This window comes from Acinetobacter pittii (genome assembly GCF_034067285.1).
GTDB lineage: Bacteria > Pseudomonadota > Gammaproteobacteria > Pseudomonadales > Moraxellaceae > Acinetobacter > Acinetobacter pittii_E.
In genome coordinates this window covers 1204369-1229318 of the sequence record NZ_CP139286.1, presented here as the reverse complement: position 1 = coordinate 1229318, position 24950 = coordinate 1204369, and the positions used below count along the sequence as shown (strand labels likewise).

The 24950-nt window shown below is 38.1% G+C and carries 25 protein-coding genes; 8 read left to right on the top strand and 17 right to left on the bottom strand.

Features of this window, described 5'->3' with window-relative positions; genetic code table 11:
- Window positions 1-113: 113 nt before the first annotated feature.
- The 5 genes from SOI81_RS05805 to cusR all read left to right on the top strand — a co-directional run bounded on the left by SOI81_RS05805 (window position 114) and on the right by cusR (window position 3231).
- Window positions 114-767, top strand: coding sequence for an NUDIX hydrolase (locus SOI81_RS05805; RefSeq protein WP_320541371.1), 654 nt, complete (start codon window positions 114-116; stop codon window positions 765-767).
- Between the two features lie 57 nt (window positions 768-824).
- Complete coding sequence (locus SOI81_RS05800) at window positions 825-1319, top strand: GNAT family N-acetyltransferase (RefSeq protein WP_320541370.1); 495 nt, start codon at window positions 825-827, stop codon at window positions 1317-1319.
- Window positions 1320-1484: 165 nt separating this feature from the next.
- Window positions 1485-2057, top strand: coding sequence for a nuclear transport factor 2 family protein (locus SOI81_RS05795; RefSeq protein ID WP_215898288.1), 573 nt, complete (start codon window positions 1485-1487; stop codon window positions 2055-2057).
- On the top strand, window positions 2024-2518 hold the full coding sequence (locus SOI81_RS05790; protein ID WP_320541369.1) for a chalcone isomerase family protein: 495 nt from the start codon (window positions 2024-2026) through the stop codon (window positions 2516-2518). Before SOI81_RS05795 ends, SOI81_RS05790 begins: the two co-directional genes overlap by 34 nt.
- A 17-nt stretch (window positions 2519-2535) precedes the next feature.
- Window positions 2536-3231 carry a response regulator transcription factor gene (cusR, locus tag SOI81_RS05785; RefSeq protein WP_320541368.1) on the top strand — a complete coding sequence of 232 codons (696 nt, stop codon included), beginning with the start codon at window positions 2536-2538 and terminating at the stop codon, window positions 3229-3231.
- Here the strand turns inward: cusR and colS are convergent.
- The 10 genes from colS to irlR all read right to left on the bottom strand — a co-directional run bounded on the left by colS (window position 3228) and on the right by irlR (window position 13542).
- Window positions 3228-4556, bottom strand: coding sequence for a HAMP domain-containing sensor histidine kinase (colS, locus tag SOI81_RS05780; protein ID WP_320541367.1), 1329 nt, complete (start codon window positions 4554-4556; stop codon window positions 3228-3230). The two genes, cusR and colS, sit on opposite strands and share 4 nt — an antisense overlap.
- A gap of 29 nt (window positions 4557-4585) precedes the next feature.
- Window positions 4586-5635, bottom strand: coding sequence for a cyclopropane-fatty-acyl-phospholipid synthase family protein (locus SOI81_RS05775; RefSeq protein WP_320541366.1), 1050 nt, complete (start codon window positions 5633-5635; stop codon window positions 4586-4588).
- Between the two features lie 8 nt (window positions 5636-5643).
- A complete protein-coding gene (locus SOI81_RS05770) occupies window positions 5644-6423 on the bottom strand; it encodes a DUF1295 domain-containing protein (RefSeq protein ID WP_320541365.1) in 780 nt (259 codons plus the stop codon).
- 29 nt (window positions 6424-6452) lie between these two features.
- On the bottom strand, window positions 6453-7652 hold the full coding sequence (locus SOI81_RS05765) for a cyclopropane-fatty-acyl-phospholipid synthase family protein (protein ID WP_320541364.1): 1200 nt from the start codon (window positions 7650-7652) through the stop codon (window positions 6453-6455).
- Window positions 7649-8440: a DUF1365 domain-containing protein gene (locus SOI81_RS05760; RefSeq protein ID WP_320541363.1), complete on the bottom strand. Its 792-nt coding sequence runs from the start codon at window positions 8438-8440 to the stop codon at window positions 7649-7651. The genes SOI81_RS05765 and SOI81_RS05760 overlap by 4 nt, the downstream gene beginning before the upstream one ends.
- Window positions 8441-8461: 21 nt before the next feature.
- On the bottom strand, window positions 8462-9724 hold the full coding sequence (locus SOI81_RS05755) for an NAD(P)/FAD-dependent oxidoreductase (protein WP_320541362.1): 1263 nt from the start codon (window positions 9722-9724) through the stop codon (window positions 8462-8464).
- Window positions 9721-10692, bottom strand: coding sequence for an acyl-CoA desaturase (desC, locus tag SOI81_RS05750; RefSeq protein WP_320541361.1), 972 nt, complete (start codon window positions 10690-10692; stop codon window positions 9721-9723). The genes SOI81_RS05755 and desC overlap by 4 nt, the downstream gene beginning before the upstream one ends.
- A gap of 118 nt (window positions 10693-10810) precedes the next feature.
- Complete coding sequence (locus SOI81_RS05745) at window positions 10811-11374, bottom strand: lipocalin family protein (RefSeq protein WP_320149356.1); 564 nt, start codon at window positions 11372-11374, stop codon at window positions 10811-10813.
- Between the two features lie 96 nt (window positions 11375-11470).
- Complete coding sequence (czcS, locus tag SOI81_RS05740; RefSeq protein WP_320541360.1) at window positions 11471-12874, bottom strand: heavy metal sensor histidine kinase; 1404 nt, start codon at window positions 12872-12874, stop codon at window positions 11471-11473.
- Window positions 12871-13542 (bottom strand): heavy metal response regulator transcription factor, encoded by a 672-nt coding sequence (irlR, locus tag SOI81_RS05735; RefSeq protein ID WP_320541359.1) that lies wholly within the window; start codon window positions 13540-13542, stop codon window positions 12871-12873. Before irlR ends, czcS begins: the two co-directional genes overlap by 4 nt.
- A 125-nt stretch (window positions 13543-13667) precedes the next feature.
- On the opposite strand from irlR, the gene SOI81_RS05730 reads away from it, so the two are divergent.
- The gene (locus tag SOI81_RS05730; RefSeq protein ID WP_320541569.1) at window positions 13668-14135 is read left to right on the top strand and encodes a heme-binding protein; all 468 of its coding nucleotides are present in this window, start codon (window positions 13668-13670) and stop codon (window positions 14133-14135) included.
- A gap of 10 nt (window positions 14136-14145) precedes the next feature.
- Entirely contained in the window at window positions 14146-14547 is a 402-nt protein-coding gene (gene uraH, locus SOI81_RS05725) for a hydroxyisourate hydrolase (protein ID WP_000167347.1), read from the top strand.
- Between the two features lie 59 nt (window positions 14548-14606).
- Here uraH and SOI81_RS05720 read toward each other — a convergent pair whose 3' ends face one another.
- From SOI81_RS05720 to gltS, 7 genes are all read right to left on the bottom strand, one after another.
- Window positions 14607-15314: a membrane integrity-associated transporter subunit PqiC gene (locus SOI81_RS05720; protein WP_224991353.1), complete on the bottom strand. Its 708-nt coding sequence runs from the start codon at window positions 15312-15314 to the stop codon at window positions 14607-14609.
- The gene (pqiB, locus tag SOI81_RS05715; RefSeq protein ID WP_031945485.1) at window positions 15304-16971 is read right to left on the bottom strand and encodes an intermembrane transport protein PqiB; all 1668 of its coding nucleotides are present in this window, start codon (window positions 16969-16971) and stop codon (window positions 15304-15306) included. The genes SOI81_RS05720 and pqiB overlap by 11 nt, the downstream gene beginning before the upstream one ends.
- 7 nt (window positions 16972-16978) lie before the next feature.
- Entirely contained in the window at window positions 16979-17788 is an 810-nt protein-coding gene (locus tag SOI81_RS05710; protein ID WP_320138928.1) for a paraquat-inducible protein A, read from the bottom strand.
- Window positions 17785-18393, bottom strand: coding sequence for a paraquat-inducible protein A (gene pqiA, locus SOI81_RS05705; protein ID WP_320138926.1), 609 nt, complete (start codon window positions 18391-18393; stop codon window positions 17785-17787). The genes SOI81_RS05710 and pqiA overlap by 4 nt, the downstream gene beginning before the upstream one ends.
- 209 nt (window positions 18394-18602) lie before the next feature.
- Window positions 18603-19163 (bottom strand): TetR/AcrR family transcriptional regulator, encoded by a 561-nt coding sequence (locus SOI81_RS05700; RefSeq protein WP_320541358.1) that lies wholly within the window; start codon window positions 19161-19163, stop codon window positions 18603-18605.
- A 978-nt stretch (window positions 19164-20141) separates the two neighbouring features.
- Window positions 20142-21977 carry a monovalent cation:proton antiporter-2 (CPA2) family protein gene (gene kefBC / locus SOI81_RS05695; RefSeq protein ID WP_320541357.1) on the bottom strand — a complete coding sequence of 612 codons (1836 nt, stop codon included), beginning with the start codon at window positions 21975-21977 and terminating at the stop codon, window positions 20142-20144.
- Window positions 21978-22170: 193 nt separating this feature from the next.
- Complete coding sequence (gene gltS / locus SOI81_RS05690) at window positions 22171-23406, bottom strand: sodium/glutamate symporter (protein WP_320541356.1); 1236 nt, start codon at window positions 23404-23406, stop codon at window positions 22171-22173.
- A 358-nt stretch (window positions 23407-23764) separates the two neighbouring features.
- Here gltS and SOI81_RS05685 point away from each other — a divergent pair, with 358 nt between their 5' ends.
- Window positions 23765-24916: an alpha/beta fold hydrolase gene (locus tag SOI81_RS05685; RefSeq protein ID WP_320541355.1), complete on the top strand. Its 1152-nt coding sequence runs from the start codon at window positions 23765-23767 to the stop codon at window positions 24914-24916.
- Window positions 24917-24950: the final 34 nt, after the last annotated feature.

Here is a 24950-nt window from a genome sequence, read left to right as displayed (position 1 = left end):
TATCTATATCTCTTATGAGTAAAGTGTAGCTAGAATAAAATTGCTGCTTTTATACTAAAAACTTTAAATGAAGTTAAAATATTTTGAGTAAATTTATACTTGATAAAAAAGATATGAACATTGATATATTTAATGATAATTATGAACACATTGGGATTATTGATAAAAAATTAGCCCACCAATTAGGTCTATGGCATAGGGTGTTTACTTGTCTTGTATATAACCCATCAACTCGATATGTTTATTTTCAGCTTAAAAATTCTGATAACTATACTTTTAATAGAAAAAATTTTATTGATATTTCAGTTGGTGGGCATTACGAGGCAGGTGAAACCATTGAACAAGGAATAAGAGAGTGTGAGGAAGAGTTAGGAATTAAAATAGAATTCAATCAACTTATCTCTATTGGAATTCGACAGACTGCTTGCCATATTGCGGAAAATTATATTGCAAATGAATTTCAGCATATCTTCTTACTCCCTTTAAATATTGAATTATCTGAGCTAAAACCAAAAGATAATGAGGTAGTAGGATTTGTAGAAGTTCAAATATATGATTGTATTGATTTACTTCAACATAAAGTTAATACAATACAAATAAAACAGAGTATTAAAATCAAAGAAGACTTATGGGAAATAAGTACCGGAACCATTACATTAAAAGACTTTCCTCCAAATTATTTAGCCATTGATAAAATAATAGAGAGACTGCTCATCGCAGCTACGAGACAAATTTCTGGCGAAAATAAAGACAATATTTATTGGTGAGTTAAGAGTCAATTTAAGGGGAGTTTAGTCATGCTTATACATCACAATGAGAACTCTATGTTAGAGACAGAACGTTTAATTCTACAACCATTTATTGAAGAAAATTTATCTATTGTGATCGAGTTTTTACGAGATAAAGATTTTATGGCTTTTTCACCTTATGGTGCCCTATCGACTGAAGTAGCAACTAGTCGATTTTTAGAAATTTTAGAACATTATAAAAATTATAATTTTGGCAAAATGGCTATCGTCTCAAAACAAACGCATAAAATTATTGGTTATTGTGGTTTTGAAACTTGTGAGGTTGATGGCAAGACAGAAGCTGAGCTAGGTTTTAGACTTATTAAAAGTGAACGAAATAAAGGCTATATTGTTGAAGCTTCACTTAAATTACTAGAAGACATGAAAAATCGAAACTTTAAGCATGTGATCGCTTTTTCAGAAAAAGATAATTTACCCGCCCACAACTTATTAAATAAACTTGGTTTTGAAAAAACAAACTCATCTAGTTACATGAATATGGATGTTATCTTTTTCAAAAAAGATCTGTAATTTCTTTGATAAAAGATAAAACATTACTACAAAAAACTTTGAGTTAGTGAAGATCTATTTGCCTCAAAAAAACCAGCATTAACCCCAAATCATAAAACAAGAATTCACGCAAACTTCACGACCAGCTCTTTAATTTAATCTTATAAAGTTGGTTCGGATATAGACATGAAAATTATAACTACAGCCCTAGGGCTAATTACCTTGGCAGGTTTAACAGCGTGTAAAAGTGTGCCTAGCTACTCAGGTGATTACGGCAAAGCCGAACAAAAAATTACTGGAATAGAATTAAATGACCAACAAGCGCTAGATATTGGCAATCGTTTTGTTGCCGCATTTAATACGCTTGGCACCCCTTCTTTTGTGAATAACGCGAGTCATCTTTACGCTGATCAACTTTATATCAACGATACACTTTCGCAGTTCTCTCAGAAAAAAGATCTGATTAAGCATTTTGAAGGTATGAATGCCCGAGTGAGTAATGTCACTGTAAAACTCATTAGTGCAACTCATCACCAAGATACAGCCTACATTCATTGGTACATGACCTATGACTTTAAAATGTTAGGCCGCTCAAAAACCATGGCTTCTTATGGAATTAGTCAAATTAAGATTAATGAGCAACAAAAAATTATTTTCCAGCAAGATTATTGGGATCCGGCGAATGGCCTTTACCGTTCTTTACCAATATTTGGAGGAGTATATAAATGGGTATTACCGTTCAAAAAAGTCGAATCTTGATATTTCTGGGAATCTTAATCGTATCTCAAGCAAATGCGGCTGAACTAAAAAAATGCAGTTCAGTACCTTTAATGGTGACGAGTAAAAAAGTAGGAAATGTCAGTTACTTTGCTGAAGATTGCTTAAAAAATTGGCAAAGCCAAAGTATCAAAATGGAGTTTAGCTATAACCGCGATATTCCCGAGTGGGCATTTAAACGCGCAGCAACCCACTTTTTGAAGAAAAATGTTAGCGGCTTTGATGCAAAATCTCCGCTTAATCATATTAATGAACTATATCGACCAATTAAGAGTGGAGATCTTTACAGTCTTTACTATCAACATGAAAATCAAAAACTAGAACTAAAATTAAACCAGAAGCTGCTCGGTTCTTTAGACAATCCAAATGCAAATCAATATTTTAAAATCTGGTTTGGTAGCGAACCGTTTAATGCTAAATTAAAACAACAATTATTAAATTAATGGCTTAATAAAATCTCATGGGTAATCACTTTATCCTCATGGTTGAGGACCATTTTGAACTCGCAGCAACGGTCTGCGAATTTCTTGAAGTGCATGGTTATGTCATCGATCATGCGCGTAATTTAGATGCTGCACGGACTTTTCTTAAATCTCAGCATTATCACCTTTTACTGCTCGACATAAATCTGCCCGATGGCTCTGGTTATGACCTATGTAACTGGCTACGCACCGAACAAGGTGTTGATATTCCAGTTCTTATGCTGACAGCAAGAGATACCTTAGATGACAAACTTAAAGGCTTTACTGCTGGCACAGATGATTATTTGGTAAAACCTTTTGATTTTAACGAACTAGTGATGCGGATTCGTGCATTAATCAAAAGAGCAGCTGGTGAAGTTACTCATCATAAAATTCAGATTCACGACTTAATTCTTGATAGTGCAACTCAAACCGTGGTTCGTGCCGGAAATAATATTGAGTTACCCCCCATTCAATTTAAATTATTAAAAATTTTGATGCGCCAGTCTCCAAAAGTGGTGACCAAACAAGAACTGATGATGGAACTATGGGGCGATGAAGAACCCGAAAGTGATGCGTTACGCAGTCATATCTATAATTTGAGAAAAATGGTTGATAAACCTTTTGACCCTAAACTATTACACACAGTAGCAGGCGTCGGTTTAAAAATTGCTTTAGATAGTTCCGCAACTTAACTCAAATAGACCACAACAATTAAACCCGTGGTCGGCTCCAAATCCAATTCAGGATGAGTAGTTAAATAATATTGTCGATCAAACAACTCAACTCGCCATCCTAATTGTTTGCAAAGCTTTTGTACCAATTGCAAACCAATTCCATGGCCTTTAGCCTTTAAGGAAAGTTGTGAATCGCTGAGCTCTTGTACTTTTACATCGTTAGGTAAAGAAATTCCAATTCCATTATCTGCAATAATTAGGCTGTTTTTTTGTTGAATGATGTCGATTTGTGATCCTTGAGAATAGTTCAGCGCATTACGTAAAATATTGCTTAACACCATTTGTGTCATAGAGGGATATAACCAACGCGGCTGTTCAGAAAGATCGGGTTGAATATGAATATGTATGCCCTTACTCTCGCTGACCGCATCTAAACTTTCGACTAAATCCCTCACAATTCTGGATAAAAAATTCTTTTCAGACGGTAAGCTTTTTACTGTATTACGTGCGATTGCCAGCAAGGTGTCGACTAATAACTGCATATCTTCAATTGTATTATGAAGTCGAACTAGGGCTTTATCCTCTCCATACTTCGCCTGACAAAGTTGCACATTACCCTTCAAAATTGTGAGCGGAGTGCGTAACTCATGGCTCACATCTCCCGTAAATTCTCTTTCGCGTCGAATAAAATCGCTTAAAACCTGATGATATTTTTCCAAGGCTTGTTTGAGATATTCTGCTTCCATATTGCCATTGGTATTAATATCTTTAAAAGGAGAAGCTTGAGTGTCTTGATGTGCCCAATCAATATTTTCTAAGGCATTCGCTAAACGCGTAATTGGGGAAAAATAGCGTCTTGCTCTTCGGTTTGACCACCATAAAAAGCTATATAAAACAGATAGACTGAACATCAGTGGAGCAAGTCCAAATAACCAGATCAGCTTATTGACATTACTTTCGCCAAACACCAATAGAACATGCTGACCGTGATGCTCACCATAGACCGTCATCCGTTCTTTACCATCAACAAATACTCGGTGCACACCACTTTTTAAACGCATGTCTTTAAAAGGTTGAGGTGCGACCTCTGTATTCCACCGATATCCATATAAATTTTTGGTATCAGGTAGATCAGCATTTGGATTACGTTCTATGCGTAACCAGTAATGTTCCATTTCCTGTTCTAAAGCAGTTTTAAGTAAAGAGCCTTTAATGACCCAAGCACTACAAGCCAACCCGACCACGATCGATAATGCAATCAGACCAATCTGCAACCAATAATATCGATTGAACATTTGGGCTAATGGATGACTCGCTTTGCCATCGTTTCGAGTTCTTATCATATCTTTATCGCCGGGATAGGCTGTAGAAATTACAATGCTCTCTTTTTAAATAAAAAGTGACCAATGACCCATTCTTGTCCTTGCTCAAAACCGAATAGCTCAGCACAAGCCATGAAGAAAATACGCCAGCGTTGCCACCAAATATTGGCATCTTTTCCATAGATTTTTTTAAACAGTGGTTTCATTTCGACTTCTTGGTTATCCATGTTATCAAGCCAAGCATTTGCCGTTCTCATATAGTGCTCACCCGTCCACTGCCACTGTTGAGCCAACTCTAAATGCTCTTGAAAATGCAAAAAAGTTGAAGTCGACGGCATTAAACCACCAGTAAAGAAATACTTCGACATCCAATCATAGTCTGATTTCACTTCAAAAGGATAATGTAAAAAGCGATGACAAAAAATATGGCACCAGAGTAAGCCATCTGCTTTCAACCAACCCTGAATTTTTTCAAAAAGACGTTGATAGTTACGAACATGTTCAAACATTTCAACCGATAAGACTCGGTCAAACTGACCTTTTTCAAGTTCAAGTACATTTACATCACAGGTAAGTACTTCAATATTGTTTAAACCTCTTAACTTTGCTTGCCCAAGAATATGCTTCTTCTGTGTAGCAGAGTTAGAAACTGCCGTAATCCGTGAACGTGGATAGTTTTCTGCCATCCACAAAGTTAAAGAACCCCAGCCACAGCCTAGCTCTAAAATGTGTTGACCATTTTTAAGTTGTGCTCTTTCACAATAAAGCTGAAGTGCGAGTTCCTCTGCCTGATCTAAAGTTGTTGTTTTAGTCGGGAAATAACATGCACTGTATTTGAGTCTTTTTCCAAGCACCGCCTGAAAAAACTCAGTGGGTAATTCATAGTGCTGCTCGTTTGCTTTATCTGTTTCAACGGCGATTTCACTCCGTTTTAACATATTAAGTACATCCATATAGCGCTGTGCCCCTTGTTCAGGGTCATAACGGCCTTCTTGAATTAAGCGTTTTTTGCTTAAAGCACGAATTGCAGCTCGAATGGCATGATCTGGAATCACACCACTTTCAACAATTTTCAAAGACTGATGAACAATAAAATCCATATGCGCACCTATTTTTTGGGTTTTCGCGGAATAAACATTGATGTTTTTTGTTGATAATCAAGATAATTTTGACCGCGACTTTTAATTGCTTGTTTTTCACTAAATGGAATACCCGTGACGTAATATAAAAACAGCCACATCAGTAACGGATAAATCCACAATAAATATTGGCCTGCCGCTAAACCAATGATTGGATAGGTAAACCAATGTAACCATTCAAAAAAATAATTTGGGTGACGTGAGTAACGCCATAAACCCTGATCCATCGTTTTGCCATGATGTTCTGGATTTAATTTAAATCTATATAACTGCTGATCAGCGAGCTGCTCTCCAATGAAAGCAATCGCCATAATTACAGCTGCAATCACTAAAGTGACTTTATATCCACTACTCCATTCAGTTGCTTCTACATTGAGGAGTGTCCACATTGGTAAAAAGAACAAACACACTAAAAGTGTTTGAAAGATAAAAAATAAAAAGAAGCCAACATGCTGAAACTTTCCCATGGCTTGACGCATGTTTGCGTAACGACCATCTTCTTTTTGTTCAGATTGATAACGTCTTAACAGATGCCAAAATAATCTTAGAAACCATAAGCCGCTAAAAATACCAATAAACAGACGTACTTCAACAGGAGCAACTGAAATGAGTAAAGAAGACACAATAATGTTTAATGCCAGACAGAAACTCCATGCGGCATCTACAATTCCAGCTCGGCCATTTGCGGTAGCAAGTAACCAACTTATCAACATGATAAATAAGTCTAGAATCAGTAAATTCAAAAACATCAGCAGTCTCCTTACTTGAGCTGTTTGAGTTAGTAACTGCTACTTTCAAACAACAAGTGAACATTGCTTATCACGCCTTCTTTAAAACCACCCTCGCAATAACATAAATAGAAATCCCACATGCGAATGAAGTTTTCATCGAAACCCAGAGCCAATACTTCTTCTCGTGCGGTTAAAAACCGTGCTCGCCAGTGATGAATTGTTTGTGCATAACTTAAACCGATATCATTTAAATGCTTTAGCCTTAAACCACTTTCAGAGGCGGTTTGAGTTAATACACTCACGCTAGGAATAAAGCTACCAGGGAAAATATAGCGCTTAATATAATCAACTGTATTTAATGCTTTTTTATATCGAAAATCTTCAATGGTAATGGCTTGAATAAAGGCTAGACCTTTTGGTTTTAACAGTGTTTTACATTGATCAAAATATGTCGGCAAATATTGCGCTCCAACAGCCTCAACCATTTCAATTGAAACAAGCTTGTCGAACTTTCCTTCAAGTAAGCGGTAGTCTTTGAGTTGCACATCAATTCGATGTGCCAAACCCGCTTCATTTACACGGATAACGGCTTCATCATATTGAGCTTGTGAAATGGTAATGGTGGTCACTCTACAGCCGTAATGCTCAGCCGCGTAAATTGCAAAACCGCCCCAACCGCTTCCAATTTCAACTAAATGATCTAGTGGTTTTAAATCTAACTTTTTGCAGATGATCTCTTTTTTTAAATCAGATGCTTCTTCGAGAGTCATGGTTTCATTTTCAAAAACCGCACTCGAATACATTAAAGACGGATCTAAAAATAATTTAAAAAAGTCGTTGCTTAAGTCGTAGTGCTCAGCAATATTTTTACGGCTGCCACTTATAGAATTCTTTCGATTTTGATACCAAGCTTTAAGAAAAAACTGGCTCGCTTGAGCAATAACATTTTGATTAAGTTGGTCTAGTACATCTCGATTACGTGCCAAGATCTGAATCAACTCTACAAGTTGCTCGCTGCTCCAGTCACCACGGATATAGCCTTCCGCAGCCCCTAAAACACCATTTTTCAAAATGAGATCCATAAGCAAAGGATTGTGAACTTCAATTACAGCATGCAAGTCTGATACTTCACCAACCGTACCATTCCATGCACCCTGAAAAGTGATCTGTCCATGGCGTAGTTTGAGAAGACTTTTGAGTAGCACTGGTAGTGAGTCATCCTCACCATACAGAAATGTTTTTATCATGTCTTATCTACCTTGATCTTTTTAGGATGACGATAAAATGGAACTTTTTTTCGCCACAACTTAAATGCCTCTAAATATATTGAAAACAGCATTTTAAAAGGCGCTAGGCTGTTCATAAGAGCATATCGATATTGCTGTGAAGGAAATGTGATGGGCACAAGCTCAAATCGCATAGTGGCATCGAAGAGTTGTTTTTGTTCTTCAAAAAGCTGCATGTGAATGACATTTTGCTGATCTGAAAAACTAAACCGCCAGTGATAAGTCAACTGCATGGGCATGAACGGCGAAACATGAAATGATTTTTCAAAGTTAAAATTAAAACTCTGATAATCACCCATATTTCTTTGTTGTTTTGAGCAGTCGTGTATATAAACTTTTCGTTCATTCCACGGGGTATTGGTAATTTCACTGACAATAAATACGGGTTTTCCAGTTTTATTTAAAACAAAATAAAATACGACCGAATTAAACCTAAAACCCAAACAACGAGGTAAAGCCAAGACTCTGATTTGCCAGTCTGGCCGAAGATGTGAGTTGTTATTTTGCAGTATCGCTTTCTCGACTCGATCCCTTATAGAACCGCGATACATATTTAAAAAATCTTTTTCAGATAGTGTTAGTACATTCCAATGATCAGTCGACCAAAGTGAGCAACTCTTTGAAATCTCATCTAATTGATCTGGATCAAACCATAAATAATTTAGGGTCGATGTGAATTGATGCGGTTTCGGGCTATAGCGTCTGTGACGAATAAGTGCAGGAGCGATAGCAAGTTTATTTAATAACATTTGAAAGCTCCTTACCTATTTTTATAACGCTAAGAGTTGCTCTACAACACGTGCTGCACTACGGGCACCATCTTCATGAAACCCCCAGCCCCAATACGCTCCACAAAACGAAGTCCGATTTTGTCCATTAATTTCTTGCCAACGAGATTGAGCTTGAATTGCTTTTGAATCAAACACAGGATGACGATATTTACGCTCAACCAAGATGTCTTCGGCTTTAATTTTCATATTCGGATTTAACGTAGAAAAAATCTGAGTAGCGCAGGATAAATTCTGCAAATTATTCATCCAGTAGGTAAAACCATAATGTATGTCGGATACTTCGTTTTGAACTTGAGATTTTGGTGTTACATGCACATGCCAGCTTGCCCACTGCAAACGGCTTTTAGGCATAATTGAAAGATCACGGTGAACCACCATTCGATTATCTTGATAACCAAATTGGCTTAAGATTTCCCTTTCAAGCTCTGATGCATCTTTAATTAAACTTAGGCTATCGTCAGCGTGGCTTGCAAAAATTACCCAGTCGTATTGGGCTTGTCCTTCTGAAGTTTCGATCAAAACTGTTTCTAGTGAACGGCTCACAGCTTTTACTTCTGCAAACTTCCACTCAATGGATGGGCAATTCTTTTGAATAGCACGAATGTAACTTGCTGAACCGTGTTTAACTGTTTGCCATTGCGGCCGCTCTTTTAGCTGTAACATGCGGTGATGCTGAAAAAAGCTCACCACAAATCGATATGGAATTTGTCCTACTTGCTCAACGGGTGCCGACCATAAGGCACCGCACATCGGATAAAGATGCTCATAACGGAACTCATGACTATATTTGTGAAGGTCCAAATATTCTTCAATCGATAAATTAGGATCAATATCCGCCACATCTATATCTTTATTGTCATCATAAAAACGCAGCAAATCTGAGAGCATTTGCAGGAATTTACGGTTTAAAAAGTTCTGCGGACGGGCAAAGAGCGACCATTTTTTTGAAGGATTGTATTGAAGTCCACTCACCAAATTATTCACCGAAAAACTCATATCGCTACTTTGAGTTTCTACACCTAATTTTTTAAGCATGTTGGTAAATAACGGATAGTTGTAGTCATTAAACACGATAAAACCACTATCTACCGCGACTTTATCCCCTTCTATCTCTAGCTCGTGAGTGTCGGTATGACCACCAAAATAGTTATTTTTTTCATACACAGTGACTTGATGTTGTTTTGACAATCTCCAAGCTGCGTAAAGTCCAGATATACCCGAACCAATAATGGCAATTTTCATAACACTTCACCGTTTTCAATTTTCTCTATCGATAAGTCTTTAATCTTTTTATATTGATAAACCTTGTCTGGTACGGGCTTTAGTCCCCACACTAAACCAAATAAAGACATCATTTTGAGTACATAAAAGGTGATATCAATCTGCCACCAATAAAAACCTTGACGCACACTGCCAGCGTAAAAGTGATGGTTGTTGTGCCATCCCTCACCCAAGGTAATTAAAGAAAGTAGGAAGTTATTACGACTGTCATCTGGGGTATTAAACTCACGTGAGCCATAACGATGAGCGAGTGAATTAATACACAAGGTTGCATGCGTTAATAGAACTGTGGAAATCACAAAACCCCACACCAAAAGCTGTAAGCCATTCGTACCTAACTCAGGAAAATGTTGTGCAAGCCATGAACCTAGGCCATAAATTGCTAAGGCCGTCAAAATCACAATAGGCAAACTAAATCGGTCCAGCCAAATCAGCTCAGGATATTTCAACCAGTCTTTAATGACTTTTTTTCGAGTGGCAAAATTCTGCTCATTTAAAAACCAACCAACATGGGAATACCAAAAGCCTGCTTTCGCTGAATGCGGGTCCTGATCGGTGTCGGTAAAGTGATGGTGATAACGGTGATGTGCTGCCCACCATAATGGTCCGCGCTGCGCACTCATGGTTCCGATCAGTACAAAAATGAATTGAACAATACGTGATGTCTGAAAAGTTTTATGCGAAAGATAGCGGTGGAAAAAAGCAGTAATTGCAAACATGCGAAGAAAATAAAACCCCAGCATGAAGAACACAGCGAACCAAGATACGCCCACCCAAAACGCTGCTAAACAAGCGATATGTAATAAAATAAAAGGAATAATTCTTAACCATTGAATTTTCTTTTCAATGACATATTCGCTAGAAGCACCCACTTGCGCATTTCCTGAATCTGACCAGCTATCGATCCAGCGCAGAAAAAATTTAGACATTGATTCTTCCTGATCTAAAGCATTTCTTTTGGTTCTAATTTAGAGAATGCGCAATGAATTTTATGTGAAGTTCACTCGGTTACGAGATAAATATAAGCATCTACGCAACTAGCATTCACTATTTAGACTGTGTTGTCTTAACGAGTTTAGAAACGTCGTAGCCATAGCTTTTTGCGGTTTGCAGATAAGATTGATATGTCGCCTCATCAAGTTGAGGGCTACGAGAAAGAATCCATAAATATTTATGGCTTGGACCACCCACTAAAGCGACCTGATAATTTGGGTCAACTCTTAAAACCCAGTAATCCCCTTTTGTAAAAGGAATCCATCTAAGACCAGAAGGTAAAAAGCTCACCTTCAATTTACTGTTGCCTTCATTTTGCGGATAGGCAATCCCTTCAGATGAAATCATTTCGCCTTTTTTAGTCGTACAAGTATTTAAAACACCAACGGTTTTGTCCGCGTTAATAGAATAGTTTGCAGTTGTATTGGCTACGCAATTACGCTGAAAAAACATGGGTAAATGCGCAATCTCATACCACTTACCTGCATATTTATTAATATCGATAGATTCAACAGCGACAGGTTTCGTATTTGTGTCGGCGTAAGTGCTCAAAGGAAGCATTAAGCTCACCGCTGCAAGGCTGCTGCTGATGACAAGTGACTTAAATAATAATTTCATGATTGCCCTCTTTTGTTTGTTTCATATGTTTAAACATACTTTAGAGGGCTGTGAACAAAGTGTGAATTTTACAAATTAAGGAATATTAATAAAGATTTAATTATATTTCTTTACAGCATCTGCAACTGGAAAATCAAGCTCAAAACACACCCCCTCGACCGTGTTATAAACTCGATAGAGGCCATGATGTAGATCCATAATAGAAGCAACAATCGACAAACCTAATCCACCTGTTTGATTCTCATCACTTCGACTTGAGTGACATTGGTAGAATCTTTCAAAAAGATGCTCAAGTTGATGATCAGCAATTGAAACACCACCCGTTACCACAGTCAGGCTGACCCATTGCTTATGCTCAATCATCTTATGTTTAGTTGCGATATAAATAGTCCGCTTGTCACCACCGTGAACCAGCGCATTTAAAATCAGGTTATAAACTGCTCTTTGAAATAGCTCAAGATCTGCAAATAAATTTTTAGCCTCTAAGTTAAAACTAAAATGACACTCTTGTTCTTCAGCTTGATATTCAAAAATCTGGCATAGGCCATCTATAACGTCTTGAACGTTTATTTCCTGTTTATTTACAAGAACCATTTTCTGATCGGCTCTTGCCAAGAAAAGCATGCTATCAATCATGCGTTTTAATCTGTGGTAATCATCTAAATGAGACACCAGTAAATCTTCATATTGCTCAACCGAACGTTCGCCAGTTAAAGCAATCTCGGTTTGCCCAATCAGATTATTTAAAGGCGTACGGAACTCATGAGCGATATCTTCAGAAAAACGGTTGAGCTGCGTATAGCCCTTTTCGATACGCTCAAGCATGTGGTTTATATCTTTTGAAAGTAGCTCAACTTCTAAAGGAGAATTTGGTAGGTTTAATCTTTTCTGGAGCTGATTTACGTTAATAGAATGAGTTTGCTTGCGAAGCTGTTGCAGCGACCGTAAACCTAAATGACACGCTAAAATGCAAAGCACAAAGATTGCAAACACGCCCCCGACCACATACATCAAGAGACTTTCTTGAAAAGGTAAAATAATATTGATGCGTTCCGACCACTGTTTACCTGCAATGAGCAGATAAGGTTCGTCATTAATTTTTATGGTTTTCCACGCAATTCGCGTTGGATATGGTTTGTTCACTAAATCTTGAAATTGAAGGCTATTGCGCTGTGCAAGTTCAGGTAACTGAATATGCAGTGGATTGATATTAATTAAAGTTTTGTCTTTATGAATGAGCAGAAACAAATTGTCTTGGTTGCCGAGCATGTTTTGATACAGTTTAGGGCGCGCAATGATTTGCTCTACATTTTCGCTATCTTGCAGCAAAATTTCCAAACGGTTAATTCTGTCTGCTAAAGCTTTATCTTGCTGCTTTAATAAAATCTGGTTAATGCCCAAATAGGTCATAAAGCCGACTGAACATAAAATTAAGGCAGAACAAAGCGTGACCAATAATGTAATACGGACTTCCAGAGAACGCAGAAATTTAAATTTCATAAGCTAACCGAAATTTTATAGCCCAAACCACGTATGGTATGAATGAGTTTTAATTCATATCCCTCATCAATTTTGCTTCGTAAACGGCGTACAGCGACATCAATAAAGTTGGTATCTGTGTCAAAGTTAATATTCCAAACTTCGGAACCAATTTGTCTGCGCGTCACGATTTGCTCTTTGTTGAGCAACAGGTAACGCAACAAATTAAATTCGGTCTTACTCAGCTCAATTAAATTTCCGTTACGCCATACTTTATGGCTGACCACATCCATTTTTAAATCACTAATAGACAGCTCATTTTCTTGTAGATATAGCTGTCGTCTTAACAGGCTTTTAATACGTGCCAACAGTTCAATATAAGAAAATGGTTTAGCCAAGTAATCATCTGCACCCAGCTCCAAACCTTTAACTCTATCTATTACCTGATCTTTTGCCGTTAAGAAAATCACCGGAATTTTTGAAAACTGGCGTAATACTTGTAATACGCTCCAGCCGTCTATGTCCGGCAACATGACATCAAGAATAAGCAATTCATATTGATCTCTCTTTAGCAATTCCAACCCTTGCAGCCCTAAGTGAACACACTCTGCTTGATATCCAGACTCTTTTAATCCTTTGACCAAATAAGTGGCGATCTTGATCTCATCTTCAATAATAAGGATACGCATTTTGTAGAGACTCATTAGAAAGATGACAACTTTGTAATGTGATTGTCATGCTTGAAATTAAGCAATGTGTTTAAGATTTTCAAAGCGACATAGAGGCGATCATTATGAAAAAATTGAACTGGCTGATGTTAACAGCCTTGCTATTCGGTAATAGTACTTTTGCACAGCCCCCTGCTTTGAATCAAGTTTATTCGTTAGATCTAAAAACTGCGCATCTGCTAGCCGACAGTGCTAAAGAAGCATGCAAAAAACTAAATCAAAATATTGCGGTCGTTGTTGTGGATCGTGGCGGTAATCCATTAACTGCCGAACGGCATGAATTAGTTGGTCCGCATAATTTAATGGCTGCCGAGAAAAAAGCCTATACCGCTTTATCTACCAAAACATCGACCTTAGTTTTAAGCCAAAACATTAATCAAAACCCCGATGCAAAAAATTTAACCACCATAACAAATTTACTTTTGTTAGGTGGTGGCGTGCCTGTTCGTTTTGAGAACCAAGTGATCGGAGCGATTGGGGTTGCAGGTGCTGGCGGCGCACAAAATGACAATCAATGCGCAAGCAAAGCTATTGATACCGTTTTTCATTCATAAGGAGTTCACCATGACTAAATCATTTATTGCTTTATCTTCGTTATTTATTGCTTCAGCTACGTTTGCTCAAACTAATCCGCTAAGTGTGCATGTGTTAAATCTAGAAACGGGTTTGCCCTCTTCTCAGGTTGAAGTGGTTTTAGAAAAAAACACCAATAACCAGTGGGTGAAACTCAATCAGCAAGTGACCGATTCAAATGGTCGTATTACTGCGCTCTATCCAGAAAATAAAAAATTAGAGCAAGGGGTTTATAAAGTTACTTTTAAAACTGAAGACTGGTTTAAAAAGAACAAACAACAAACTTTTTTTGCCGAAGTACCTGTGATTTTTAAAGTGGATGGAAGTGTAAACCACTACCATATTCCGTTATTACTCAGCCCTTACGGTTACTCAACCTATCGAGGCAATTAAAATAAAAATCCCTTTATCTGTTGTGTACAAATAAAGGGGTTGATTAAAAGCGCTTGGTTTTACGAACAAACACCATCGCTAATAACCGATTTTTTATTTGAATCCAGCGCCACAATTGAAGAAGAAACCGTATTAATAATTTGGGTCATGGCCTCACTTGAAGCACTCACAATCGCATCCATTTTTTTAGCTTTTTGATCAATCGGCTGCTTAAACGCAATTCGACAATTCAACTGCGAGCCTGCATTAGTGATGACTTTTGCATTATTTGACTCTAATTGAGTGGGTGGTATTTGACGCTTCACTACCCAAGACACCGCAATATTAATATAGCTTTTATCTACAATATCAAAATGAGAAAAGTCTGTAGAAACTCGATATAAAGGTTGGTTGTTTCCAGCAAGACCACTGCTATAACTATCAATTGCCCCTAATTTTTGCTGTAAACCCGCCGACAAGGTATCGCGTAATTGCGTACCCATAGTCGATGTCCAGCGCTCATTATTTAACACCGTAGACTTACCACTACTGTCTTGTAGCACCAAAGGCGCACGGTCCAATCGGTCTGGAATCCCGACGGGTAATACCTCAATTACCTGCACAGTTGTTTTTGTAGCCGCAGTGATTTTAGGAGACATCGTATAATAGTTTGGTGTTGGCGAGCTCGAACATGCCGTCATGGTAACTGCCGTTAAAAATAGGCCACTCCCAAGCAGCCATTTGGCTGCTTTAGGATGCTGAAAAGATAGAGTGTTTTTATTTTTCATCATCGGTCTCTGGTGTTTTACCACGAATAATTGATTCAGGGTGTTGTTCAATATAATCTGCCATTAACTGTAATGAAGCTGCCGCACGTGTCATTTGCTGCAATGCTTTACGTACATCTTGTTGTAACGGCGCATCACTCGACAAAATAGACTCAGATGATCTTACCGTTTTACGGACATCGTCTAGCGTTGCTTGTAAACCAGGTGCAACTTTTCCATCTAACTGTTTAACCAGTTTATCGGTAGAGGCAATGGCTGTGTTCATATTGTTGAGCGTTTTACGTACATCTTGCCCAATCTCAACTAACGGGAATTTCGTTAACTTGTCAGCAATCTGAGAAACTTGTGCTTGTAAGCCACTGAGTTCGGTCTGTGTAGTTGGAATCACTACGCGATCATCACTCAAAATTTGTAATTTGGCTGGTTTAGCTTTAGGGAACTTATCTAGGGCAATATAGTTTTGACCCGTGAGTAAGTTGCCTGTTCTCATTTGAGCACGCCATCCATGTTCAACAAAGTCTTTGAAGATTTCACTATTCGGATTAAGTGCCAAACCTTTTTCAACACGTGAAGGATAAAAGACAGCATCAACACGCATACGCATCTGTTTATAGTCGTTAGTAAATTCGGCATTAATCGCTTTAACATTACCAACTTCAATGCCCATGAAGTCAATTGGCGCACCGACTGCCAATCCACGCAATGAATGATCAAAATACATAATCACACCACGAGGTTGTCCATCCGGATCTTTCAATGCATCAGATTTTGAATCCCAAAGATTAAAGCGGCTATGATTTGCTGCTGTGGTCGCATGTGAGTTTTCAGGGTATCCAAAAGCAATACCACCCGCAACAATACTTGCAAGCGACTGAGTATCTAAATTAAAGCCAGAAGCATTTAAGGTCACATCAATCCCACTTGCCTGCCAGAAACGTGCATCGGTAGTTACAAACTTGTCATACGGCGCGCGGATAAATGTTTGCAGCTCTACAGTTTTACCATCATCAGATAATTTATAGGCCGTAATTTGTCCCACATTAATGCGACGATAATAAATTGGAGAACCAACATCTAAAGATCCCAAATCGTCTGCATTTAAGAAAAATATTTTTCCGGGCACATCTGAAGATATGACTGGCGGTATCTCTAACCCAGTAAATTCAAGTTTTTTCTCCTCAGACTTGCCCCCATCCACTTCAATATATGAACCTGACAATAAAGTATCGATGCCCGAGACCCCACTCGTCCCAATACGTGGTCGCACGACCCAAAACCGTGAATCTTTTGCTGCAAAGTTACTCGCGTCTTTACGCAAATCAATTCTGGCAATCACGTGTGAGCGGTCTTCTGAAAGATCAATCTGTCGTACTAAACCAATATCCACCTGTTTATAACGGACCGTTGTTTTACCAGCAACCAGTCCCTCAGCAGTCCTAAAAGAGACGTCAATTGTAGGACCGTGAGACAAGAGCGCTTTTATCGCTAATGAAAGCGCGATTAAAAGAGCAATCAATGGAATAAGCCAAATTAAAAGAGGCTTCCACCGACTTTTCTTTTCTTGAGGTTCTGGTAAATCATTCATGCTATCCAGTTCAATATCGGTATCACGACGATCTGAGTTACCAGGGGTTATTTCATTTTCAGACATACTCATTGTTCTTTTATTGACTTGGATTAATGGAATCATTATTCAACGGCGGGTGTTCTGCCTGAATAATCGTTGGTTTTTCTGAAGCAAAAGAAGAAGGTTTGTTTGTATTTTGAGATGCGTAGAAGTTATCCCAAATAAGTCGTGGGTCAAAACTTAAAGATGCAAACATGGTTAACACCACAACCGCACCAAAAGCAATCGAACCCGGCCCTGCTAAAATAGTAGCAAGCGATTGAATCTGAATAAGCGCTGTTAAGAGTGCCACCACAAACACGTCAATCATTGACCAACGTCCGATAAATTCGACAATTCGATATAATTTAACGCATTGCTCAGGTAAAAACTTCCAAGCTGCTGATTGTTGAAGATATACCGCTACCAATAAAAAATACAAAATTAGTAGCTTCAACATGGGAATAAAAATACTGGCCATGAAAATGACCACAGATACCAGATAGTCTCCGCTTTTCCAGAAGTAAATGACACCACTCATGATGGTATCTTGCTGACTACCTAAAAGTGAGTCAGTTACTGTCATTGGAAGTACATTGGCTGGAATATAAAGAATAGTTGCAGCCACAACTAGGGCAAAAGTTCGGTTTAAACTCGCTGGCTTACGTGAATGCAGTACGCTATTACAGCGAATACAACGTAACTCCTGATGGCTTTGGCCTAGACGTCTTTTTTCATTTTGAGCAGAATTTACGACACCACAGCAGTGACACACAATTAATGAGAGATCTTTAGCTCTTGGATATTGCTTAATTATCGAACCTTGCTGCGAGCTTTTTGTTTGGGTCACGTTTTTTATCGTTTTCATGGTAGTGACCTATCAATTTCGTTCCATATATCACTTACCTTTATGGAAGTAATATAAACCAACAATACACTCAAGATCGCAAATGCCCATAAAGCAATCTCGGGAATGACTAAGACCATTCCTATTAACTTTACGAGCGTGACCAAAATCCCGATTAAAAACACCTCAACCATTCCCCACACTCTCATAAAAAAAAGTGTGCGTAAGGCAATCACCAAAAATGCGGGTCTTCTCTTCAATATACTCACTGTACCTAACACATAGGAAAGTAATAAAAGATAGGAAAGCGGCACAATAAAAGTAGTAATTAAAATAAGTATGCCAACGAAAGCCCGATCATAATGAAACATTACCCAAACCGCACCAAGTAAGGTAGTTTCAGAGATATTTCCCTGTAATTCAATTTTTACGATAGGAAAGCTATTGGCAAGAATAAATACAATTAATGCCGTTAAGATTAAAGCCAATAATGTCGAAAAAGGCTTGGTGTGCCGATAGAGTTCAGCGCCGCAACATACGCAATAAGCTCTTTTTCCATAAGCAAGCGGGGTTCTACGATAGACTGTATCGCACTCCTCACAACCTGCTAATTCTTTAAGCCGCATAGTCATACTCTGAAATTTATAATTTTTACTGTGTCAGAACTGCTTGCTACAACGCTTGCATAAAATTCTACGTCTAAGCAATGTGCCAAACTAATCTCATTTCTTCAAGAGAAAATTGAATAACGACTCTACGGTCTAGTTTATTAAATTATATAAATAACAGAAAAGTATATAAGAAACCCCTTTCTTAAAAAGGGGCCTTAATTGATTTAAACCAAAGAAATCATCAGTAAAAAGTAATCCCAAAGCTTATCTCGATCATCTATCTGATTCTTCCCTGCAAGCTGAACCATTGCCCCATCAATCAAAAATAAAAACATATAGGCATCTTGGACTGAGGCAGTCGATTTTAGCGTTAAAAGTAGCTTATGAATTTCATTAATTAACCATTTACGATAATCAATTACCACCTTATAGGCATTAGGATAGAGCTTTTCAATTTCAAAAATGGCTTTAAATAGCAAATGGTAAAATCCCTCTAGATGGGCATGCAGAAAATAAATCTCCTTGAGTTTATCGAGCACCATTTGCTCACGATAAGAATTGAAAATTGAAAGTACTTTTACTTTGAGTGCATCTGTTTGAAAAGTAAGGCTCATCTCGATGAGTCGTGCTTTTGAATGAAAGATGTTATAGAAAGTGGCTTTGGGAATTTTGGCCTCAGCAATAATGCGGTCAATACCCACCTTATTAAATCCATATAAATTAAATAAGTCTTTTGCTGTGTGAAGCACTCTGAGTGCTCTAAACGAAGATTCTAAATTTTTCATGTATACCGCTTAAAATAATTTTTTGTTGTATATAAAAGAGAGAAAAATGCCGTCACTCTTAAAATGAGTGCTAAATACAGGCATGCGAAAGCCGCACAATAATGGTGTGCTCGCCTATCTCTGGTTTATTGTTGCTATGTTTTAGTCGTACTGATTCTTAAGGTGTCGAAACCTAGAGTCGATTAAGCCGTTTTAAAGACTGTTTAAGTGGTATGGATAGAGAGAATTTGGCAAAGACCAATAAAGAAAAAAAATTAGTACGCATGAGCGAACTCCTTTTGATTTAAAAGAGTCTTACCAATTACTGTCAAATAATGGTGGCAAGACTAGAAGGGTTGACAGACTGGTACAAAAGGAAACCAGCGCACGCAAGCGTGCCCCTCCTAGCCTCACCATAAAGGCGTGACTTAGGAGAACGCACAAAACGAAATAATACGTTGTTGTGCGCCTTTTGTACCAGCTCTGTCAAAAGCTGACTGGCAATGTGGCCAGCAGGCAAAGGATAATCGGCAAGGTTTAGAGTGTCAATGTAAGGTTGAATAGAAAATAGTTAAATAATTATTGTTTTTCATTCAATTAGATATTGAATCTTAATAATACCTAAGTTCAACTTTAAAGAAGCTAAACATTTCAACCAACAATAATATTTGCAGATAAAAATTGATTAAAACAAAAAAGCCAACTCTTTCGAATTAGCCCTAATTACCTCACGACCACGTCTGTGAAAATTGCTTTTGATTTTATTGTTCGCAACAATCTTCATCAATTTTTGTTATGAGTTTAAATTAGCCTTTCTTTATGACAATTCAATTAAAAAATACCGTAATTTTCCCAAAAATAAACTTGATACATAAAATGTAATTTTTGCAGAAGTCGCTCCCGATTTAAAGGGTCGCATATTTTAAAGGCACTCCTTAGATGGCTTATAGTGATTTTGTAGAAGTGCTTCTAAACAGAACTTTTACAGATATTTTTATGCTAATTCAGGCTTTCATTATCTGAGGCATCTTCTTTGTTTAAAATCCGCCCTTCTTGTTTCGGTCGAATTAACGGTGCAGTTGGTCGTGGATGATGAGCATGTGTATATTGCAAACCAACTCCAGCATATACATCGTCTGCTGCAATTTCAGTTTCAAATCGCTCATTATCAAGATCTCGAATTTCGTCGCTAATTCTTACGACTTCGTCTTCATCTACGCCAAGTTCTTGTAAAATCACTTCGCCCAACTTGATTGCAGATTCAAACGTTTCACGAATCATAAAGTCTACTTTTTGTTTGACTAAATGCAGTGAATGCTCGCGGTCATATGAACGGACTAATAATTTCGCTAAAGGAAATTCATGGCTAACAAGTTCAACAATTCGATTGGTCGTTTCCTTACTGTCTACACACACCACAATCGCTTGCGCTGTTGCAGCGCCAGAAGCATGCAGAATATCTAAGCGACAGCCATCGCCATAATAAATTTTAAAACCAAATTTTTCAGCGTTTTGAATCATGTCAGTATTATTATCAATAATGGTGACATCTACGCCTCTTGCCAATAAGAGTTGACTGGTTACTTGCCCAAAGCGTCCAAATCCAATCATTAAAACACTACCGCTTAACCCGTCAGCAACATTCACGTTTTCTAGTGAAATATTGGCTTTGGTCTGAGTGAAACGTTTAAAAATAATACCTACAATTGGAGTCAACACCATTGAAAGTACAACAATAGCGGTGAGGTTAGATTTAATCATACTATCGATGACTTGTGCACTGAGTGCGGCAGAGAAAAGTACAAAGGCAAACTCGCCTCCTTGAGCCATGAGCAAAGCGCGATCCAAGGCTTCTGTGTGAGGACTTTTAGTTATACGGGCTACTATATAAATCATGAGCGCTTTGACAAACATTAGAGCAACTACGCCACTCACAATAAGCTGCCAGTTTTGAGCGACAACTGATAAATCCAACGACATACCCACGCCAAGGAAAAACAGACCTAACAAGATTCCTCGGAATGGTTCAATATCCGCTTCAATTTGATGTCTAAATGTTGATTCAGATAGAAGTACACCCGCTAAAAAAGCACCCATCGCCATGGACAAACCGCTAACTTGCATGAGTAACGCAGCGCCCAACACCACCAATAATGCGGCGGCAGTCATGACTTCTCGGGCTTTGGCAGCAGCCAAGAGTCTAAATAATGGATTAAGTAACCAATACCCTGCCGCAATAAGACCTGCAATTGCGATTAAACCGATTCCTATATTTTCCAAACGTACCGATGTGCTTTCAACTACATGATTCGGTGCCATAAAAGCGACAATAGCCAGTAATGGCACAATTAATAAATCTTCAAATAGTAAGATGGCTACAATCTTTTGCCCACGTGGCTGAGTCAAATCACCGCGGTCACCCAACAACTGCATCACAATCGCAGTCGACGTTAAGACGAAACCTGCCGCACCAATAAATGCCACTTGCCACGTAAAACCAAATAATAGCCCTACGCCAGTCAAAGCCAGCGCACAAATAATGATCTGTAGTGTACCTAGACCAAAAATTTCGCGTCTAAGACTCCACAAATGTGATGGTTGCATTTCCAAACCAATCACAAATAGGTACATCACAATGCCCAACTCAGCAATATGCAAAATTGCGGCAGAATCTTGAAAAAAAGCAAAACCGAATGGGCCAATAATCAGCCCTGCAATTAAGTAACCTAATACTGAACCCAAACCAATACGTTTAAAAATAGGAACTGCAATGACAGCCGCTGCCAATAAAACCACTGGGGCAACCAAGCTAATTGAATGCGCTTCTGAGCTCATACATTTCTCATTTTATTTATCTGCAAATTATTCTAAGTGAAACTTGGTGTAAGGGCGATTATTAGTTTTGAGAAAAAGCATCCTAAAAATAAAATGGCTTAAATCCTCCGAAAATAAAAATTGGGCCTATAGATACAAATCAAATATTCATAGACAAACACCCATAAAAAAAGCCCTTACGGGCTTTTTTAAATTAAGCAATAAATTTCAACATGAGCTGAATAACCGTTGCATTAATTAAGTCGACAAAGAATGCCCCACAAAGTGGAACAATCAAAAAGGCCTTATGCGATGGACCATACATGTTGGTAATAGCTTGCATGTTTGCAACGGCGGTTGGTGTCGCCCCCATACCGAAACCACAATGACCTGCTGATAACACTGCTGCATCATAGTTTTTGCCCATAACACGGAATGTCACAAATGCTGCATATAGCGCCATCGTAATCGTTTGAGCACCCAAAATTACAACTAATGGGCCAGCTAAGTCGGCAAGTTGCCAAAGCTTTAAAGAAAGCAATGCCATTGCTAGATAGAGTGATAATGATGCATTACCAAATACATCAATCGCACGGTCGAAAATATCAATTTTCAGCACGCTCTCTAAAATATTTCTTAAGATAACGCCGCCACCGAGTGCCCAAACGAAAGTTGGTAACTCAAACCACGTTCCCTTACTAAAGCCCGTCATAAATTCAGCAAATGCTAAACAGGCTGCAAACATACCCAGCGTAGTAATCGCATTGTCTGCTGTGATTAAACGAACTTGATGCGGGTTTTCAAACGGTGCAAGATCATCTGAGTTTTGTTCAAGATGCGTATCACGATTTTGGATTTCAGCATTGGTTTTTGCTTGAGCAAGGCCATAACGGTTGATAAGCAATTTTGCTAAAGGACCGCCAATCACACCACCAATAATCAAACCAAAAGTAGCACTCGCCATTCCTAATGCTAAAGCACCTTGAATACCATGTTGGGTTTCTAAAATTTCACCCCATGCACCAGCTGTACCATGACCACCTGTTAAGGTAATTGAACCCGCAATTAAACCAATGAGTGGATCAAGACCGAGTAAAGTCGCAAGACTCATACCTACCGCATCTTGTACGACAATAAAAGAAGCTACACAAATCAAGAAGATGACTAAGCCCATACCACCTTCTTTCAGCTTCATAAAATTGGCACTTAAACCAATTGAAGCAAAGAATACAAGCATAAAGCTGGTTTGCAGCTCACTGCTGAAAACAACGCTATATCCCCATACTGAATGAACAAGTAAAGAAATAACCGCAGCCACCAAGCCACCTGCTACAGGTTCGGGAATATTATAACGCTGTAAAAAATTAATTCGATTAACAAGAAAGCGGCCTAACAACAAGACGATAACCGCCGAAATTAGTGTATAAAAACCATTAAAAACAAATTCCATATATGCTACTTTCTAATTACATTCCTAACGGATTGTAAAATATTTATATTTTTATTTTTAATATGTAAAAAAAACACAAATAAACTTTACAAAAATACGCTACCAATATTTTTTATTATTTTTAAAAGTAGCTTAATTTTTTAATATTTTACATTACTTTTTGATCTTAAAACCATTTAATTATTTATTTTCAACAACTTAAACAAAACAACCCTTGATTAAAAATAATATTCTCTTGATATCTTAAACAGAAAATCCTGTCTTTTGGGTCACTGAACTCATCTTTTATTCCATTTAATATCCGTAAAAGACCAGCTCGTCACTGCTCTGGGCAACATCTTTATAGGTTTTATATTCAATGAGTTTATTGCTTAAAGTTCGTCAGAACGTTCCACAGCTACAATCTATTAAAAAATCTCTTCAGACACGTGCTGGTCAAAAAATACCTCACATGCTGATCAATGCATCAGATCTATTTTTCCGAGGCCCTCAAATTGCCTTGTCAGGAAAAACACCTTTTGATGTGATTTACAAGCATGAAATTATTAGCTTACGCCATTATAGAAATGAGACTGACACATCCACACCTAAACACCGCGTACCGTTAGTAATCGTTCCACCGCTAGCAGTGAACATGCTCATTTATGATTTGTTTCCTACGCGTAGTTTTGTACGCTATTTTTTAGCGCAAGGTTTTGATGTCTATTTAATCGACTGGGGTGTCCCAACTCGGCACCAAGCAAAATACAATTTCGGCACTTATATTAAAGTTTTCATGCCAGAGATGTTAAAGCAAGTTCGCTTGCACAGCGGTCAACAACAGCTTTCTTTACATGGTTGGAGTTTAGGCGGTGCACTTTCACTCTGCTATACCGCATTATTTAAAGATAAAGATATTAAAAACCTGATTATTCTTGCTTCCCCTATCGACACACATAAAGCGGGTTATATGGGGAAACTCTACGGTAGTCTTACCAAACCTGCCGAATGGGTTCGTAAACATACGCCGTTTCGTATTCGCCATCATGTACCAAGTGAAGCATTTCACATTCACGGCTGGCAAAACACCCTTGGTTTTAAATTAACCGACCCGATTGGAAATCTGAAAACATATTGGGAACTTTTTAAGAATCTTGATAACCGAGAGTTCATTGTCGACCATGCAACTTCAAGTTCATTTATCGATAATATGCTGGCTTACCCAGGTGGTGTCATGCGCGATATTATTCTCCGCTTCTGGATTGATAATGAACTGTCTAAAGGCGTCGTTAAGTTTGGTGAGCTTACAGCTTATCTAAAAGATATTGAATGTTCAGTACTCGCAGTAGGTGGCAACACAGATATTATCGTGACCGCTGAAGCTGTTAAGCCGCTTATGGATTTGATTAGTAGCGAAGACAAAACCTTTAAAGTCGTACCGGGTGGCCATATGGGTGTCGTTTCGGGTAACCAAGCACCGACTACAGTCTGGCCAGAAGTGAATCAATGGTTAGTCGAGCGCTCAGATTAATCCATTCAAATATTAGCGAAAACCAGTCTAATCA

What these genes read in the sequence shown, in the direction of transcription:
- SOI81_RS05805 (WP_320541371.1), top strand. Translation starts at nt 114, where the DNA reads ATGAACATTGATATATTTAATGATAATTATGAACACATTGGGATTATT.
- SOI81_RS05800 (WP_320541370.1), top strand. Translation starts at nt 825, where the DNA reads ATGTTAGAGACAGAACGTTTAATTCTACAACCATTTATTGAAGAAAAT.
- SOI81_RS05795 (WP_215898288.1), top strand. Translation starts at nt 1,485, where the DNA reads ATGAAAATTATAACTACAGCCCTAGGGCTAATTACCTTGGCAGGTTTA.
- SOI81_RS05790 (WP_320541369.1), top strand. Translation starts at nt 2,024, where the DNA reads ATGGGTATTACCGTTCAAAAAAGTCGAATCTTGATATTTCTGGGAATC.
- cusR (WP_320541368.1), top strand. Translation starts at nt 2,536, where the DNA reads ATGGGTAATCACTTTATCCTCATGGTTGAGGACCATTTTGAACTCGCA.
- colS (WP_320541367.1), bottom strand. Translation starts at nt 4,556, where the DNA reads ATGATAAGAACTCGAAACGATGGCAAAGCGAGTCATCCATTAGCCCAA.
- SOI81_RS05775 (WP_320541366.1), bottom strand. Translation starts at nt 5,635, where the DNA reads ATGGATTTTATTGTTCATCAGTCTTTGAAAATTGTTGAAAGTGGTGTG.
- SOI81_RS05770 (WP_320541365.1), bottom strand. Translation starts at nt 6,423, where the DNA reads ATGTTTTTGAATTTACTGATTCTAGACTTATTTATCATGTTGATAAGT.
- SOI81_RS05765 (WP_320541364.1), bottom strand. Translation starts at nt 7,652, where the DNA reads ATGATAAAAACATTTCTGTATGGTGAGGATGACTCACTACCAGTGCTA.
- SOI81_RS05760 (WP_320541363.1), bottom strand. Translation starts at nt 8,440, where the DNA reads ATGTTATTAAATAAACTTGCTATCGCTCCTGCACTTATTCGTCACAGA.
- SOI81_RS05755 (WP_320541362.1), bottom strand. Translation starts at nt 9,724, where the DNA reads ATGAAAATTGCCATTATTGGTTCGGGTATATCTGGACTTTACGCAGCT.
- desC (WP_320541361.1), bottom strand. Translation starts at nt 10,692, where the DNA reads ATGTCTAAATTTTTTCTGCGCTGGATCGATAGCTGGTCAGATTCAGGA.
- SOI81_RS05745 (WP_320149356.1), bottom strand. Translation starts at nt 11,374, where the DNA reads ATGAAATTATTATTTAAGTCACTTGTCATCAGCAGCAGCCTTGCAGCG.
- czcS (WP_320541360.1), bottom strand. Translation starts at nt 12,874, where the DNA reads ATGAAATTTAAATTTCTGCGTTCTCTGGAAGTCCGTATTACATTATTG.
- irlR (WP_320541359.1), bottom strand. Translation starts at nt 13,542, where the DNA reads ATGCGTATCCTTATTATTGAAGATGAGATCAAGATCGCCACTTATTTG.
- SOI81_RS05730 (WP_320541569.1), top strand. Translation starts at nt 13,668, where the DNA reads ATGTTAACAGCCTTGCTATTCGGTAATAGTACTTTTGCACAGCCCCCT.
- uraH (WP_000167347.1), top strand. Translation starts at nt 14,146, where the DNA reads ATGACTAAATCATTTATTGCTTTATCTTCGTTATTTATTGCTTCAGCT.
- SOI81_RS05720 (WP_224991353.1), bottom strand. Translation starts at nt 15,314, where the DNA reads ATGAAAAATAAAAACACTCTATCTTTTCAGCATCCTAAAGCAGCCAAA.
- pqiB (WP_031945485.1), bottom strand. Translation starts at nt 16,971, where the DNA reads ATGAGTATGTCTGAAAATGAAATAACCCCTGGTAACTCAGATCGTCGT.
- SOI81_RS05710 (WP_320138928.1), bottom strand. Translation starts at nt 17,788, where the DNA reads ATGAAAACGATAAAAAACGTGACCCAAACAAAAAGCTCGCAGCAAGGT.
- pqiA (WP_320138926.1), bottom strand. Translation starts at nt 18,393, where the DNA reads ATGCGGCTTAAAGAATTAGCAGGTTGTGAGGAGTGCGATACAGTCTAT.
- SOI81_RS05700 (WP_320541358.1), bottom strand. Translation starts at nt 19,163, where the DNA reads ATGAAAAATTTAGAATCTTCGTTTAGAGCACTCAGAGTGCTTCACACA.
- kefBC (WP_320541357.1), bottom strand. Translation starts at nt 21,977, where the DNA reads ATGAGCTCAGAAGCGCATTCAATTAGCTTGGTTGCCCCAGTGGTTTTA.
- gltS (WP_320541356.1), bottom strand. Translation starts at nt 23,406, where the DNA reads ATGGAATTTGTTTTTAATGGTTTTTATACACTAATTTCGGCGGTTATC.
- SOI81_RS05685 (WP_320541355.1), top strand. Translation starts at nt 23,765, where the DNA reads ATGAGTTTATTGCTTAAAGTTCGTCAGAACGTTCCACAGCTACAATCT.